The sequence below is a fragment of the Paraburkholderia sp. RL18-101-BIB-B genome (assembly GCF_046026985.1).
In the GTDB taxonomy this organism is placed as follows: Bacteria; Pseudomonadota; Gammaproteobacteria; order Burkholderiales; family Burkholderiaceae; genus Paraburkholderia.
On record NZ_JARESV010000002.1, the window covers coordinates 530459 to 544922 of the forward strand.

General features: G+C 58.6%; 15 protein-coding genes. 6 read left to right on the plus strand and 9 right to left on the minus strand.

Annotated features, from left to right (window positions below):
* Nucleotides 1-282: 282 nt before the first annotated feature.
* From P0D73_RS05400 to P0D73_RS05415, 4 genes are all read right to left on the minus strand, one after another.
* Nucleotides 283-1560 carry a DUF3734 domain-containing protein gene (locus tag P0D73_RS05400; protein ID WP_408430268.1) on the minus strand — a complete coding sequence of 426 codons (1278 nt, stop codon included), beginning with the start codon at nucleotides 1558-1560 and terminating at the stop codon, nucleotides 283-285.
* 10 nt (nucleotides 1561-1570) lie between these two features.
* Nucleotides 1571-2353 (minus strand): 3-hydroxybutyrate dehydrogenase, encoded by a 783-nt coding sequence (locus tag P0D73_RS05405; protein ID WP_408280364.1) that lies wholly within the window; start codon nucleotides 2351-2353, stop codon nucleotides 1571-1573.
* Between the two features lie 18 nt (nucleotides 2354-2371).
* On the minus strand, nucleotides 2372-3151 hold the full coding sequence (locus tag P0D73_RS05410) for an acetoacetate decarboxylase (RefSeq protein ID WP_408430189.1): 780 nt from the start codon (nucleotides 3149-3151) through the stop codon (nucleotides 2372-2374).
* Between the two features lie 142 nt (nucleotides 3152-3293).
* Nucleotides 3294-3947, minus strand: a complete 654-nt coding sequence (locus P0D73_RS05415) for a MarR family winged helix-turn-helix transcriptional regulator (protein WP_408430192.1) — start codon at nucleotides 3945-3947, stop codon at nucleotides 3294-3296.
* 420 nt (nucleotides 3948-4367) lie between these two features.
* Between P0D73_RS05415 and P0D73_RS05420 the strand changes: the two genes are divergently transcribed.
* The 4 genes from P0D73_RS05420 to P0D73_RS05435 all read left to right on the plus strand — a co-directional run bounded on the left by P0D73_RS05420 (nucleotide 4368) and on the right by P0D73_RS05435 (nucleotide 7012).
* The gene (locus tag P0D73_RS05420) at nucleotides 4368-4709 is read left to right on the plus strand and encodes a hypothetical protein (RefSeq protein ID WP_408430195.1); all 342 of its coding nucleotides are present in this window, start codon (nucleotides 4368-4370) and stop codon (nucleotides 4707-4709) included.
* Between the two features lie 202 nt (nucleotides 4710-4911).
* Nucleotides 4912-5280, plus strand: a complete 369-nt coding sequence (locus P0D73_RS05425; protein WP_408179254.1) for a hypothetical protein — start codon at nucleotides 4912-4914, stop codon at nucleotides 5278-5280.
* Nucleotides 5281-5946: 666 nt separating this feature from the next.
* Entirely contained in the window at nucleotides 5947-6501 is a 555-nt protein-coding gene (locus tag P0D73_RS05430; protein WP_408430271.1) for a fasciclin domain-containing protein, read from the plus strand.
* Between the two features lie 226 nt (nucleotides 6502-6727).
* Entirely contained in the window at nucleotides 6728-7012 is a 285-nt protein-coding gene (locus P0D73_RS05435; protein ID WP_408179255.1) for a hypothetical protein, read from the plus strand.
* Nucleotides 7013-7116: 104 nt separating this feature from the next.
* Here the strand turns inward: P0D73_RS05435 and P0D73_RS05440 are convergent, their stop codons facing one another.
* The gene (locus tag P0D73_RS05440; RefSeq protein ID WP_132375010.1) at nucleotides 7117-7371 is read right to left on the minus strand and encodes a hypothetical protein; all 255 of its coding nucleotides are present in this window, start codon (nucleotides 7369-7371) and stop codon (nucleotides 7117-7119) included.
* A 599-nt stretch (nucleotides 7372-7970) separates the two neighbouring features.
* On the opposite strand from P0D73_RS05440, the gene P0D73_RS05445 reads away from it, so the two are divergent.
* Nucleotides 7971-9962 (plus strand): acyl CoA:acetate/3-ketoacid CoA transferase, encoded by a 1992-nt coding sequence (locus P0D73_RS05445; protein WP_132375011.1) that lies wholly within the window; start codon nucleotides 7971-7973, stop codon nucleotides 9960-9962.
* Nucleotides 9963-10033: 71 nt separating this feature from the next.
* Here P0D73_RS05445 and P0D73_RS05450 read toward each other — a convergent pair whose 3' ends face one another.
* Complete coding sequence (locus tag P0D73_RS05450; protein WP_408430198.1) at nucleotides 10034-10945, minus strand: LysR family transcriptional regulator; 912 nt, start codon at nucleotides 10943-10945, stop codon at nucleotides 10034-10036.
* Between the two features lie 81 nt (nucleotides 10946-11026).
* Here P0D73_RS05450 and P0D73_RS05455 point away from each other — a divergent pair, with 81 nt between their 5' ends.
* Complete coding sequence (locus tag P0D73_RS05455; protein ID WP_408280658.1) at nucleotides 11027-11950, plus strand: carbon-nitrogen hydrolase family protein; 924 nt, start codon at nucleotides 11027-11029, stop codon at nucleotides 11948-11950.
* A gap of 189 nt (nucleotides 11951-12139) precedes the next feature.
* Here the strand turns inward: P0D73_RS05455 and P0D73_RS05460 are convergent, their stop codons facing one another.
* From P0D73_RS05460 to benC, 3 genes are all read right to left on the minus strand, one after another.
* Entirely contained in the window at nucleotides 12140-12538 is a 399-nt protein-coding gene (locus tag P0D73_RS05460) for a RidA family protein (RefSeq protein WP_408315002.1), read from the minus strand.
* Nucleotides 12539-12637: 99 nt separating this feature from the next.
* On the minus strand, nucleotides 12638-13414 hold the full coding sequence (gene benD, locus P0D73_RS05465) for a benzoate diol dehydrogenase BenD (protein ID WP_132375013.1): 777 nt from the start codon (nucleotides 13412-13414) through the stop codon (nucleotides 12638-12640).
* Nucleotides 13411-14433, minus strand: coding sequence for a benzoate 1,2-dioxygenase electron transfer component BenC (gene benC / locus P0D73_RS05470; RefSeq protein ID WP_408179259.1), 1023 nt, complete (start codon nucleotides 14431-14433; stop codon nucleotides 13411-13413). The genes benD and benC overlap by 4 nt, the downstream gene beginning before the upstream one ends.
* Between the last annotated feature and the right edge of the window lie 31 nt (nucleotides 14434-14464).

Below are 14464 nucleotides of genomic sequence, written 5' to 3' on the forward strand. Positions count from 1 at the left end.
GGAGGAATTTAGTGCGGTCCATGACACTTGCCCCATGAGTCAGAGAACCTGATTGAAATCGAAGGCAGCACGATAGCCGCCGACAGATAGTCTATCTCACCGTGCCGCCTCTCGCGCCCAGAGGGTTGCGGCATGTTCGGCCATACCTGGCCGAAAACAATCGTCATCGCGGAATCGCCTGGGTCGGCGCCCACTATATCCGCAGCAAACAGGAGCGTCTCCGTGTGCGTCGAGCAGCTTAAAACCGCCTGCATCCTCACCCGTGACGCTCATTTGCCGACTCTAATGGGCGTCTGACGGTTCGTTCGTCACCGTGTCAACTAACTCCGGCGTTTGCGGCGCGGATTGGGACGCATCGGAAACTGGAACCGGGCCAGTCTCGTGGCGATGGACATCATGCGTAACGAAGCCGAGGTCATGACTTGGAATCTCGAACCAATCGGGGTTGCCGAACGAGCGGCGAATGTCCTCGAGGCCGCTCGCCCAATGCTCTCCCATGGTGTCGTTGCTGAATTCGTAGTCCTTGTAGTGACCTTCAAAAAACTTGTTCTTGTAGATGAGGTGCACGACATTGACCGCACCACCGTCGGCCACTTTCTGTGCCTGCTTGACTAGCGGGTGTGTCCGCCGCACTTTCTCCGGAATGTGTTCAAGCAGTTCCTTGATCAGGCGAGCATGCTTCTGGCTCTGCGACACGAAAGCCGTGATGGCGCGGGTCCGGCTCGAGTATTGAATGTCCTTGGCCCTTTCGGCGATATCGAGGAAATCGCCGGGCTGCGTTCCTCCTGCGCTCCACAGGTCGACCTGGAAAACCAGCGCGTCCTTGTGCTGGCATTCCCGAACGATTTCCGTAAGCGGCGTATTCGAGACCAGACCTCCGTCCCAGTAATATTCTCCGTCGATTTCCACCGCCGGAAAGCCTGGCGGCAACGCGCCAGACGCCATGAAGTGCTCCGGCTCGAGGCGAGTCTGCGTGTTGTCGAAGTACACCAGATTGCCCGTGCGAACATTGACCGCTCCGACGGAGACGCGAACGTCACCGTCGTTGATACGGTCGAAATTGGCGTACTTGAGGAGCGTCGCGCGCAAGGCCGTCGTATCGTAAAAGCTCACTTCGGTCGGCGGCTTCTTTGCAATGCTGGCGATGTGTGCGGAAAAGCGCGGTGAGAAAAAGCCCTTCTGACCTTCGGTCAAAGCGCGAGCGGCAGCCCACATGCTCGACCATTTTCGGGCAACGTCTGGAAATCCGAACGCTGTCGGCACCAAAGCGCCGACGTGCCCCAGCAAGTCCGCTGGTTGACAGATGGTGCTCCAGAAGCCGCGCAATGCTTCTACGCGGTCCTCCGGTGCATTGCCGGCGATGATGGCGGTGTTCAGGGCGCCAATCGAGATGCCCGAAATCCAGGTGGGTTCGACACCCACTTCAGCAAGCCCCTCATACACGCCGGCCTGATAGGAACCCAACGCGCCACCGCCCTGCAGGACCAAACCGATTTCGTCGTAGGAAGGTAGCTCAAGATGATTCGGTTGCTTTAATGTATTGCGTTGACTGCGGCGCATTGTCGGCTCCTTATTGCATGAACCAACCGTGGCTGACCACAATCGATTGTCCCGTCAGTGCAGCTGATTCAAATCCCGCCAGGAAGGCGACTGTTTTGGCAACGTCGGCTACGGTGGTGAATTCGCCGTCGACAGTTTCCTTCAGCATCACGTCCTTAACGACCTGGGCTTCCGAAATACCGAGCGCTTTCGCCTGCTCCGGAATCTGCTTGTCGACCAATGGAGTACGAACAAAGCCCGGACATACGACATTCGCTCTCACACCGCGCGAGCCACCTTCTTTCGCGACCACGCGCGCAAGACCCAGCAGGCCGTGCTTGGCGGTGACGTAAGCCGACTTCAGCTTCGAGGCTTCGTGTGAATGGACCGAGCCCATGTAGATGATGGAGCCGCCCTTGCCGGATGCGTACATGTGCCTGATAGCGGCCTTCGTGGTCAGAAATGCGCCATCCAGGTGAATGGCCAGCATCTTCTTCCAGTCGGAGTACTCGTAGTCTTCAATCGGGTTGACGATCTGAATACCGGCGTTCGACACCAACACGTCAATGCTGCCGAGTTTGCCGACTGCTTCTTCGATACCAGCGTTGACCGCTTCTTCGCTCGTCACGTCCATCGACACGGCCAGTGCTTTCCCACCTGCGGCGACGATACTGTCCGCGACCTGCTGCGCGTTTGCCAGATTCAGGTCCGCAATGACGACGGCCGCGCCGTCCGAAGCCAGCTTGCGCGCGCATTGCTCACCGATACCGCTTGCGGCGCCCGTCACGAGCGCGACTTTTCCTTGCAACGACATAATTTTCTCCTTGTTGAATTATTGGTTCACGGCGAGCTTCAGCGCTTCCGCCGGGGCGAGGTAGTCGAAAGCGACTTCGCCCACATCGAGAGTGAGATTTGCAATGACGTGCCTGGCGGCCACTACCCTTTTGACAGGCAGGTCAGCAACCGGCGCCAACGCATGTGCGTGCAGATCGAGCGCAGCAGGGCCTTCCCATGCACCGAGCACAGAAACGTCGCGCAAGTAGAAACGTACGAGTTCACAAATCCGCGGTGAGCCATCGACATGAGGGATGACCTTCAACAGATAATTGGGTGTGTCCGCGAGTTTCTTGCGTTCAGATTCGATATCGAGCGGGCGGTACTTGTAGCCCATCGTGCCGGTAGCGACCCGTTGCGTCCCATAGTCGAGTGTGCCCAGCAACGTATCTTTTCCGTCGACGGATAAACGGGGTGAAGCGAGCTTCTTCGGGAAACCCCAAATCTCCCGGCCGCCGGCGATCGGACCTTCGTCATCGAGGTACATCGCGTGCGTATAGCTGGCTTTCCGGCCGGCTTCATCCAGGACCGAAATGACTTGACCACTCTCTGTGTAGTCGCCAAAGCCGGATGAATCCGGCATCCGGATGAACTCGTAGTGGACCAGACCATTGTCGACCGTCAAAGGCTCCGGCACGACCGCGCGAACCGCATCGATGTCGGTCTCGTACGAAATGATGAAGTATTCGCGGTTGAGGAATCGAAATGGTGGACGCGGATAGGCCGGGTTGTGCACCGGCATTGCGAAGGCATTTGCGCGGATTTCATCGAGTGTCACAGCAATTCTTCCTTTGGATAACGAAGGCAGCATCATAGAGGCAAGTCATAGGGGGTTTCAGCGAAGCGCACATGGCGGACGGCGATTCCATGACTGACGTGTCAGGCGTCGAGTGCCCATCCCGCTTAGGTTTGAGCTGTGTTTATGCTTGCCTCGATGCCACATGTTGCAACTTCGCAATACATTGTTGCAGGATGGATTTCGGCGTCGAAGGGAACCCGCGCATACGACTGGGAGTCGCACGCCGACATCGCGTAGTGGCGATGTGGCGGCTGAGCCAGTGCACAGGTTGCGCCGTGGCCGCTTTTCTATTCGCCGATAAGTTTTCCAAGCAGACCATGCAATTCGACCAGTCTGCAAGCGAGAGTCTGGCGAATCGTCCACTCAATAGACTGGGCGTCATCTGCTCGAGACGGGTGTACATACTGGCACCCACTTCCGTCAGCGCGACTCTTACTACTCTTCGGTCTTCCACGCCTCGGGAACGCTGCAGCAACAGCCTCTTCTCCAATCGGCCCAACAACCGGCTCATGAATCCCGAGTCGACGCCTAGCACCTCAGACAATCCCGTAGGTGTGTCGGCGACACTTTCACCGATTGCCATCAGGACGGTCGCTTCATTTGCGCTGAGGCCGAGGCTGCTGAAAGCCTGATTCAACTCCCTCAGCAAGGCAGCGCGCGCTCTGACAAGGCGCGATTCTACGTTGCGAACCAAAGAAAAATCGACATCGGCGGAGGCCCCGTGAGGACGCGCCCCGTTCAAGGCAGTGCTCGATTCGGTTGTCGTGACTGGCATTCATGCAGCCCTGATTGCGTTGAACATGGCTCTTCGGAGGAGCGATGGTAGCAAGGCGGGGCCGACGCCGTAATTACATGTTTATGTTGTGACCTCGCGGGGATGTCACTGGGACGCCTTCGCACAACGTCATCGGTAACTTATCTGGCCGGCGTCGCGAAAGGTGCCGTTCCCGATTTGCCCGGGCGCAGCATCGCAGGCGTTTCGACGTGATGCGCGCATCGATCCGGGAAAATCGCGCATTGCAGTCCTCTTTGAACGACTTCGGAACTGTCGACTCTAAAGACAAGGGGCCACCCGGCCTCACGTATGAGCCTCTGCGTGTTGAACTCCATAGAAAGCGGACTCAGCGCTATTTGTCCATGCCTCGTTGCGCCGTCGCTAGTCGTTCGAACGGGCCGCGAGGCGAGGAGAACGCAAATGAACAGGTTCGTTCGTTTTCTGGTCGCTGTCGGGCTAGGCGCGGGTGCGGCCGGCTTCGCGCAGGCGGGCGGTGTGTCTGTGGGCGTCGGCATTGGTGTGGCGGGCCCCGTGTATGCCGGTCCGCCGGTTATCTATGCGCCGCCGCCCGTCATCTACGGTCCGCCGGTGATATTTGGACCGCGCCCCTGGCCCGGGTACTATCGTTATCCCTATTGGTACGGCGGATATCGAGGCTATTACGGCCGCGGTTACTACGGCCATGGGTACTACGGCCGTGGGTACTATGGACGTGGTTATTATGGACGTGGCTACTACGGGCATCCGGGGTGGCGACGCTAGAGCGCACGAGTGACTGTCTCCGCACAACTCCAGCGCATTCGAAATGCGTGCACAGGTCGCTCGTAGCGAACCTTTCTTCCCTACCCGACCTGCATACGTCCCCGAAATCGTACTTCCGCGCTGCATGAATGGCGATTACTGACCTAACCTAGCCCGCTTCGCGGAAGTGTTGGCTTTGGAGACGGCATATAAGCTGAAATGTTTGTCTGAACCCAACATCGAGTCGTCCGCTCGCACGCTCACGCCGGGCATCAACAAGGCGGGCAGCCCGGCTGGATTGGCAGCCCGAAAACTTCTATCTCCGTCGGCACGGTCGTTGCAACTATGGCTGCCTCAACGGGAGATTGCCATGATGAGCTGCTTGCAGGGTTTCGCTAATTCCATTCCAGCGCGTGCGTCTTCACTTGTCGCCGTCGCTTCTATCGCTGTTGCGGTGGTCTGCGGGACCGGCATCGCAGCATTTGCCGGGTTACTGCCTGCGTCGGATGACGTAGCCGTCGCAGTGACTGTGACACCGCTAATTGACATGCAAATTGACGCTTATGTGAAGCGTGTCGCAGCCATGGATTGAACCGTCAGCCACAAAACAAGCGAGAAACCGGCGACATGCACCGCTCAGTCCGTGCGAGCTACCGCGACCTCGATGCCAGACAGCGGTCAGGAGCGCAGCACTAATTTCAAGCGTCCCAGCTCAGCAGGTCTCGTGTATGACCGATACAGTTCGCCCACCGTGCCGAATGCCAAAGCTGGTTTGAGAGTCGCACCCGGAAGTGCGCTTGTAATCCAATCAAAGGCATTCATTTCACGTTGAGCAGCATGCCCCGCTGCAGTGAGCACAGTGAGGGCTCGCTCCGCGGAGTGCCCACCAAGGTCGACGAAGCAGCTCTCAAATGGATGTTTCGTTGCGCTCTCGACGTGTAACGCTGACTTTCGGACGCTCAAATCAATCTCCTTCGCGGATCGCCCGTCCTGTATATCAACTGATTGTGACAATGCATCGCGTTGCCCATTCAATGATGCGACTCGGCTCGCGTGGACGCTCCGGGTGCGACGCGCCCCGATTGCAACTGGACGTGATTTGTTGAAGTAACAGCGCCCGACCTCCCGACAGCATCAAGGCTGGGACACATCAGGCTGCGTCGTCGCGAGATCCCGTTTTCGAATCCAGTCGCGAGTATTCCCCGTATATGCGGTCAGACCCACGCAATTACGCGTGGCGACTCTGGAGGAGTACACCATGAAATACAAGACTATATTCGTCGCTATCGCGCTGTCTGCCGCGGTATCAGGCGCCTTTGCAGCCAGTGACACGGTCATGGTCGGCGGTCAGGCCATGTACCCGAGCAAAGACATCGTAGACAACGCGGTCAACTCGGCCGACCACACCACGCTCGTTGCCGCGGTCAAAGCCGCAGGTCTCGTCGAGACGTTAAAGAGTGCGGGCCCGTTCACGGTGTTTGCACCGACGAACGAGGCCTTTGCTGCGTTGCCCGCCGGTACGGTCGATACGCTCGTCAAGCCTGAAAACAAGACGACGCTGACCAGCATCCTGACGTACCACGTCATTCCGGGGCGCTATGACTTCCGCAAGCTCGACCAGGCCATCAAGGCGGGCGGCGGCAAGGCGGAACTGAAGACAGTCAATGGAGAAGAACTGACATTCACGGAGAACGGTCCGCACAACATCGTAGTAATGGATGCCAGTGGCCACACTGCCGACATTTCCACCTATGACGTCACCCAGAGCAACGGCGTCATCATGGTCGTAGACAAGGTTCTGATGCCGAAGTAATAAGAGAAGCGCTCAGCGTCAGACGCTGGAATTCAGCGTAACGCCGTCATTTTCGGTGCCGGGCTCCGACTCACTCGCATGCCTCGCATCTGGGCGCAGCAAATGTCTGCCCTGTTTGCATTGGAGTGGCTGCTTGCGATATGCCGCTGCGCAACCAGTCAGCGTTTAGCGGCTTACGAGACTTTGGCGTGGCTGACGCACGCGCCTGCATCAAAGGAGAAATACCATGGAAAAGTTGACGACAAAAGTTCTGTTCGCGCGTGTCGCTGTCGCGTCACTCTGCGCGTGCGCCGCGACGCTTGCGCAGGCCGGCGGGAATGGCAATGGTGGAAATGGCAGCGGCGGCGCTCACGGTGCCGCAACCGCAGGGATGACGTATCACAGCGAACCCATCTCGAGCCCCTGGAATCGGGTTCCTGGCGACATGAGCAAGAGCGCGGACACGGCTCATAGAGATATGCCCGGCATGACGCCCGACGACAGCAGTATGTCTAAAAAAACTGGGCAGTAACTGCTTGAAAGTTTGCCGGCGCCAGAAGACTCATGGTCTGCGCGCCCGGCAACAGGTTCGCAAGCGCTCGCTACGTCAGGTACGGAAGTCTGCGGCCCGTCTGCTCATAGAGCTGACCGCCCTGGTAACCGCATGAAGTTCTCGATGAGCCGCAGCAAGTCCGTCTCGTCCGGCCGCGTGCCCCAACGGCTATATCCCGCAACAGATGCAATGGCGAACCAGGAATGCGGCGGAAACCATTCTGCCCGCACTGTTACGCCGCCGATAATTCGCAGTCGTCCCGTATCGCAGAGGAATTCAGCGTGAATCTTTTCGCCGCCGACAGTTTTGCTGGCAACTACTGGCGTGGATCGAAACATAAAGCCCTCCTGCGGTTTCCGATTGCCTAAAGTGGATGCTCGTGTGCTAGCTCTCCCGAAGAAAACGAACATGGCCCGGACGTTTGCATCAACCCGTCGAGCCGGCGGCGAAAACTAGGGTTACTGACGACACCGCATATTGAGAGGCAAGTTGCATGCCGGATGAGCAAACGACCGATAGCCGGTCTTTTGCTCATTTTGCACCTGCTATTGGTTCTGGTCGGGGCAGTTGCGCGGGTCGGATGCACGAAAATGAACAACGCGGCACCCGTTCTGTGCTGCGCCGCGTGCCAGCGTCTGCCGCTTCTGTAATCTGCCAGTGCTTCGGCTGGCTCCATAAACGCTACATTTGATATCGATGACTTTGATGGCAACGATTAACGCGTACATCGCGCAGTACCTCCGTCAACGTTCGAAATAGACGGCGCGAGGCGTGTACCCTTACGATTGAGCCACAAATTCATTCCCGAAGCCGGCTCCCCACCGGCGATGAATCTCCTTCACACTACCCAACGCATAGAACCCGTAGTCGAGTTGCAGCAGGTCCGAATAACTACATAGCGCCGGAGCCGGGCTCCACGGTGCGGTTTGGAGACATCATGAGCGCAGGCTTTCAACACCCGTTTCTCGCCACTGCGAACAGCGTCGAGCGAGGCAAAATCGTCAGTGCCCAGCAGGCCGTCAGGCTGATTCGTCCGGGCAACACGGTGGCAACGGGCGGCTTCGTCGGCATTGGCTTTGCGGAAGAAATCGCCGTCGCACTTGAACAGTTGTTCCTCGACTCAACGGCTGAGGATAGCGACGCGCCCCGAAATCTGACGCTAGTCTACGCGGGCGGTCAGGGCGACGGCGCCCGCAAGGGCCTGAATCACCTGGCTCACGAAGGTCTGGTTCGGCGGGTAATTGGTGGTCATTGGGGACTCGTTCCGGGCCTTCAACGTCTGGCCGTTGAAGGCCTCATCGAAGCCTATAACCTCCCGCAAGGCGTTATCTCCCAGCTGTTTCGGGACATCGCCGCGCATCGGCCAGGTCACTTGTCCACAGTCGGACTCGATACGTTCGTCGACCCGCGCAACGGCGGCGGCAAGCTCAACGCCCGCACGACCGAGGACCTGGTTAGCCTGATATCGGTCAACGGCGCTGACTGCCTTCTGTACAAAACATTTCCGGTCGACGTAGCCATCGTGCGTGGTACCACTGCCGATGCAAACGGTAATGTGACGATGGAAAAGGAAGCGCTGACCCTCGAGTCGCTTGCCATCGCAATGGCCGCACGCAACTCGGGTGGCATCGTGATCGTTCAGGTCGAGCGCATTGCCGAGTCAGGGACTTTGAATCCACGACAGGTCAAGATACCCGGGATTCTGGTCGATTGCGTGGTGGTCGCAAAACAGGAAAACCACTGGCAAACCTTCGCCGAGTCGTACAGCCCCGGCTTTGCGAGCGAGCTTCGCATTGCGACAAGTTCGATTCCGACCATGGCATTGACTGAGCGGAAAGTCATTGCACGGCGCGCTTCGTTCGAGCTGATGGCCAATAGCGTCGTCAACCTTGGGATTGGCATGCCGGAAGGGATTGCCAGCGTCGCGAACGAAGAAAATGTCTGCGACCTCTTCACGATGACAACCGAGCCGGGCGTCATCGGGGGTATCCCTGCCGGGGGCTTGAATTTCGGCGCCGCGACCAATACCGACGCCATCATCGACCAGCCCTACCAGTTCGACTTTTACGACGGCGGTGGCCTGGACATTGCATTTCTCGGGCTCGCGCAAGTCGACCGGGAAGGCAACCTCAACGTGAGCAAGTTCGGGCCAAAGCTGGCGGGCGCGGGTGGGTTTATCAACATCTCGCAGGCGGCGAAGAGGGTTGTGTTTGTCGGAACGTTCAACGCCGGCAAGCTGGAAGTGAATATCAAAGATGGGCGCCTGCAAATTCTTCAGGATGGCGTCAGTCAAAAATTCGTGGACGCAGTGGAACATCGCACCTTCGGCGGTCGCTACGCCAACGAACGGCAGCAACCCGTGCTCTACATTACGGAGCGCTGCGTCTTTACCCTGACGCCTGACGGACTCGAACTCGTCGAGATCGCACCGGGGATCGATCTCCAGCGAGACATCGTTTCCCAGATGGGCTTCGCTCCTGTCATCAAATCGCCGCCGCGCCTGATGGACGCCCGCATTTTCGACAATAAGCCTATGGGCTTGCGAGCAATGCTGTTGAGGCTGACACTCAGTGAGCGATTCAGCTACGACGCCGATAAAAACATGTTGTTTATCAACTTCGAAGGCCACAAGGTCACGACTGTTGACGACGTTGAAGCAGTCAGAGCCGAGGTCGAACGGGCGGTGTCGGGCCTCAAGGTCCGGCCTCACGCAATCGTCAACTACGACAATTTCTCGATAGCGCCCGAAGTCATCGATGCCTATTCCGAAATGGTGACTGGCCTGGTCGCCCGATATTACTCGGACGTGACTCGATACACGACAAGCAGCTTCCTTCGAATGAAATTGGGGGACGCGCTGCAGCGGCGCAGTGTCGCCACGTACATTTATGAGAGCCCCGAGGAGGCGTCGTCTCACGAGTCACGTTAGCCCGACGGATGCGCTTATGCCGATGGAACCAGGACGCGGGCTTCGACGAATACTCTGACCGCGTCTTGCCATCAGACGATGAGAGGAAAGCTTTCCTGAATCGCGGACTGGACCTTGACCACCGCGGAATCGCGCATCGAGCTGCTCCGCCATGCAAGTACGATGGGGTAAATCGGGAGTTTTACAGGGCACTCGATAAGCATCAGCCCGGTCAGTCTGGAAATCGCCAGCGCTGCATGCCTCGGAATGGTCGCGACTGCACGCGAGCCCTTCAGCAGATGCGGCAAGGAAGCAAAATGTGTTGTTGAGGCTATGACGTTACGCCGTCGACCGAGTGCCGACAGCCCCTCATCCACTATCCCCACTACCCCGCCCGAAGAGACGAGAATGTGTCCGCGAGACACGTATTCATCAAGCGTCAAAGTAGACGCCGCGCGGCGCTTCTCATCCAGCAGACATGCGTAATCGCCTTCACCCACAACCCAATGGTTGAGCCCTCGGCCGGACGATGCACCCGCAAACAATGCGAGGTCCATTTCGCGATTTGCCAGCGCGTCGCCGGCAATCTGACTATGGGTTTGCCGGAATATGAGCCTTAGTCCCGGCGCGCTCTGCGCGAGGCGTTCAATCAACTCTCGTCCCACGGCAATCTCAAAGTCATCGGACAGCCCAACCGACACCGAGCGGCCGTGAAACGAGGTTGCATCGGGCCAGGCGATAGCGACGGTCTGACGGCATTTGCCGAGCGCTTCGCTCACCAGTGGTTTCAACTCTTTTGCACGCGATGTCGGCGCAAGACCTCGTCCGGTGCGTACGAACAGGGTGTCGGAAAACACTTCGCGCAGCCGTCCGAGCGCCGCGCTCACCGCGGATTGGGTCAGATTGAGCCGAATGGCAGCTCGGCTTGCTCCGCCTTCCTCGAACAAAGCTTCAAAGACCTTGAAGAGATTCAGGTCGACGGCATCGATATCAATCTTGTTCATATCAAATAGTGGCGATATGCATTCACACGATTTTACATCCGGGTAAAGATGCAGGCTCAAACGTTCCTCGAGGAAAACGCCATGTCCAAGTCAACAGTCGCCGCGCTGCAAATCGGTTCCTCTGCAGCAGGGAAAACCCAGACCCTGCAGCACATCCTCTCTTTCGAAGAGCAGATTCGCGCCTCCGGCGCCAAGCTCGTGGTCATGCCTGAGGCGTTGCTGGGCGGCTACCCTAAGGGCGAAATTTTCGGCACCCGTCTTGGCTACCGGTTGCCGGAAGGTCGCGAGGCTTTCGCGCGGTACTACGACAACGCCATTGACGTGCCGGGCGAGGAAACCCAAGCGCTCGCTGACCTCTCGGCTAGGTGCGGCGCTTCAATCGTCATCGGTGTTATCGAACGAGCGGGCAATACCCTCTACTGCACGGCGTTGTTCTTCAACCCAGACGACGGGCTGGTGGCAAAACACCGCAAGCTGATGCCGACGGGCACGGAGCGACTCATCTGGGGACAAGGCGACGGCTCGACCTTGCCTGCCGTGAAGACCGAAGCCGGCGTGGCGGGCACGGCAATCTGCTGGGAAAATCACATGCCGCTCCTGCGCACGGCCATGTATGCAAAGGGTGTGCAGGTTTGGTGTGCGCCAACGGTGGACGAGCGGGACATCTGGCAGTGCTCGATGCGGCATATCGCTCACGAAGGTAGGTGCTTCGTTATCAGCGCATGTCAGGTACAACCTTCGCCAGCACAACTCGGCATAGAAGTGCCGGGGTGGGATGAAAACCGGCCGCTCATCAACGGTGGCAGCCTCATCGTGGGCCCTTTGGGCGAAGTTCTGGCAGGTCCGCTCCGCGGCGAGACCGGATTGGTGGTCGCTGAAATCGACACCGATGAGCTCGTCCGCGCACGATATGACTTCGACGTGGTGGGCCATTACTCGCGGCCCGACGTGTTCTCGCTGTCCGTCGACGAGCGCGCCAAGCGAACTGTCGAGTTCAAGTCGTAGTCGAAATGTCCCCAGGCGATCGGGGGCCTAATCGCGTCATTCAGATATTCGGTGGAGGTAGCGGTCCGAACGGCTCAGCAATGGTTCTGCGACACGATGACACGAACGCTGAGCGAAGTGTGACATTCGACAGTCACCGGGCCGCGCCGAGCATCCATCCGCCGTCAGCGTTAGTCGGTTTTTCAAAAGTTAATCAGGCAATACAGCGACCGCCTTGATCTCAACAATGTAACCCGCCGCACCGCCAAGCATGTGCGCGCCGACCGCCGTCCAGGCCGGCAATGGATGCGTAGTCAGGTATTGGTCGCGCACCTTCATGAACAATGGTAGGTCGCGCATGTCAGTGTGGTACGTGGTCACGTCAACCACATCGCTCAATGATGCACCCGCAGCCGCCAGAACCAGCTTGAGGTTTTCGAATGCCCGGACTATCTGCGCTTCGCGGCCTTCGACCAGTTGCATGGCCGTATCTCGACCAATCTGGCCGGACACGTAAATCGTGTTGCCGACCTTCACCGCAGGAGCGTAATGAATCTTCTCGTACACCGCTTCCATCCCCGCAGGGATGATGGCTTCGCGTTTGCTCATGCATACGTCTCCTACGAAAGAGGAAAGCTCAATAGGTTGCCCACGCCGGTGCATAGCGTGGAGAGTTTCTTCGTGCCACCGGTCTTCCAGCGTTACGAATCAGCCCGTGTCACCGCCGGCTACCGGCAATACAGTGCCAGTGATATAACCTGCCTCGTCCGAAGCGAGGAACAGAATCGGCGCCGCCTGCTCGTCGATGCTGCCGTAGCGTTTGAAGAAAGTCGATTCAGTGACCTGCTTCACCGCTTCACCCATCCAGACTTTTTCCTGCTCGCTATCACCGACAGAGTTACGCGGCACGCGTCGCGGCGGCGCATCGGTCCCACCCGGCGCGGTGGCGACCACGCGGATGTTGTGCTCTGCGTATTCCATCGCCAGCGACTGCGTAATCGCGTTGACACCGCCCTTCGCCGCCGAATATGGAACGCGGCGAATGCCGCGAGTGGCATTCGAGGACACGTTCACGATAGTCCCGCCTCCGCGCTTGAGCAGGTACGGCAAGACTGCATGGCAGGCGTACAGCGTCGGCATGAGAGAGCGACGGATTTCCGCATCGATCTGTGCAGGCTCGAACTCGGCGAAGGGACGCATGCGAATCGCGCCACCCACCCCATTGACCAGAATGTCGATGCCGCCAAAAGTGCGCGCGGCGAAGGCCATCGCCGACGCAGCGCCATCGTACGTCTCGAGGTCGGCGACAAACCCCGCTGTGTCCGCACCGTGCGCTTCGGCGGCGACTTCCGACACGAAGTCGGCGCGGTCTACGAACAGCACCCTGCCGCCTTCGGCGGCTGCGCGAAGCGCTACCGCGCGCCCGATGCCCTGCGCGGCGCCGGTGACCACCATGACCTTGCCAGCGAATCGTTGCGTGCTCATGCCGTCCTCGGCGCTGCGTTAGGTGTGAACTTCTCGTAGTGGAAGCTGTTGGGCTTCACACCGTTGTCGTCGAAATGCTTACGCACCGCATCGACCATCGGCGGCGGCCCGCACAGGTACACGTCCACGTCACCATCGTTGACGGCCTCCGCCGGCATGTGCTGCGTTACCCACCCCTTGCGAGGATGAGTCGAATCCGTGTCGGCCACGACGGTGCTGTAAGTGAAATTCGGCAACTTCGCCACATAGGCTTCGATTGCATCGACCTGCACGAGGTCGAGGTCGCGCGTTACGCCGTAAATCAGATGAACTTTTTGCTGCGAATTCGCACGAGCCAGCACTTCAAGCATCGACAGGAACGGCGCCAGGCCCGTACCGCCGGCGAGGAACAGCAACGGCCGCTCAACAGCGCGCAGATAGAAGCTGCCGAGTGGTCCGGTCAATTCCACCTTGTTGCCTGCCTGTGCGGATTCGAGCCACGTGCTCATCACGCCGCCGGAAATCTTCTTGATCAGAAAACTGATTTTCGATTCGCCCGGTGCGGACGAAAAAGAATATGAACGGTGCTGACCGCTGCCAGGAACGTCAATGTTGACGTACTGGCCCGGCAGGAATACCGGCACGCTCGCCGACACATCCAGTTCGAGCACGATGGCCGCATCGTTGTGCGCTTCGACCTTCGATACGGTCGCGGCGAACTTGCTTTGCTCAGTCTTGCATGCAGTGGAAGATGCCGGCACCGCAATGACACAATCGCTTTCCGGCACCATCTGGCAGGTGAGTACGAGACCGCCGTCCTTCTCATCCTCGGTCAGCGCATCCTCGATGTAATCGTCGCCCAGGTCGTAGCTGCCGCTCTCGGCTCGGCACTTGCAGGTACCGCACACGCCGTCGGAGCAATCCATCGGCAGGTTGATTTTTGCGCGAAAGGCGGCATCGAGTACCTTCTCGCCCGCCTTGCATGTCACGAAGCGGGTCACGCCGTCTTCAAAATTCAGTGCAATGTTGTAGCTGGACATCTTGCCTCCTGTACTTCTCATTTCCGCGGAT

What these genes read in the sequence shown, in the direction of transcription:
- P0D73_RS05400 (WP_408430268.1), bottom strand. Translation starts at nt 1,560, where the DNA reads ATGCGCCGCAGTCAACGCAATACATTAAAGCAACCGAATCATCTTGAG.
- benC (WP_408179259.1), bottom strand. Translation starts at nt 14,433, where the DNA reads ATGTCCAGCTACAACATTGCACTGAATTTTGAAGACGGCGTGACCCGC.
- P0D73_RS05460 (WP_408315002.1), bottom strand. Translation starts at nt 12,538, where the DNA reads ATGAGCAAACGCGAAGCCATCATCCCTGCGGGGATGGAAGCGGTGTAC.
- P0D73_RS05445 (WP_132375011.1), top strand. Translation starts at nt 7,971, where the DNA reads ATGAGCGCAGGCTTTCAACACCCGTTTCTCGCCACTGCGAACAGCGTC.
- P0D73_RS05440 (WP_132375010.1), bottom strand. Translation starts at nt 7,371, where the DNA reads ATGTTTCGATCCACGCCAGTAGTTGCCAGCAAAACTGTCGGCGGCGAA.
- benD (WP_132375013.1), bottom strand. Translation starts at nt 13,414, where the DNA reads ATGAGCACGCAACGATTCGCTGGCAAGGTCATGGTGGTCACCGGCGCC.
- P0D73_RS05450 (WP_408430198.1), bottom strand. Translation starts at nt 10,945, where the DNA reads ATGAACAAGATTGATATCGATGCCGTCGACCTGAATCTCTTCAAGGTC.
- P0D73_RS05430 (WP_408430271.1), top strand. Translation starts at nt 5,947, where the DNA reads ATGAAATACAAGACTATATTCGTCGCTATCGCGCTGTCTGCCGCGGTA.
- P0D73_RS05435 (WP_408179255.1), top strand. Translation starts at nt 6,728, where the DNA reads ATGGAAAAGTTGACGACAAAAGTTCTGTTCGCGCGTGTCGCTGTCGCG.
- P0D73_RS05455 (WP_408280658.1), top strand. Translation starts at nt 11,027, where the DNA reads ATGTCCAAGTCAACAGTCGCCGCGCTGCAAATCGGTTCCTCTGCAGCA.
- P0D73_RS05415 (WP_408430192.1), bottom strand. Translation starts at nt 3,947, where the DNA reads ATGCCAGTCACGACAACCGAATCGAGCACTGCCTTGAACGGGGCGCGT.
- P0D73_RS05420 (WP_408430195.1), top strand. Translation starts at nt 4,368, where the DNA reads ATGAACAGGTTCGTTCGTTTTCTGGTCGCTGTCGGGCTAGGCGCGGGT.
- P0D73_RS05405 (WP_408280364.1), bottom strand. Translation starts at nt 2,353, where the DNA reads ATGTCGTTGCAAGGAAAAGTCGCGCTCGTGACGGGCGCCGCAAGCGGT.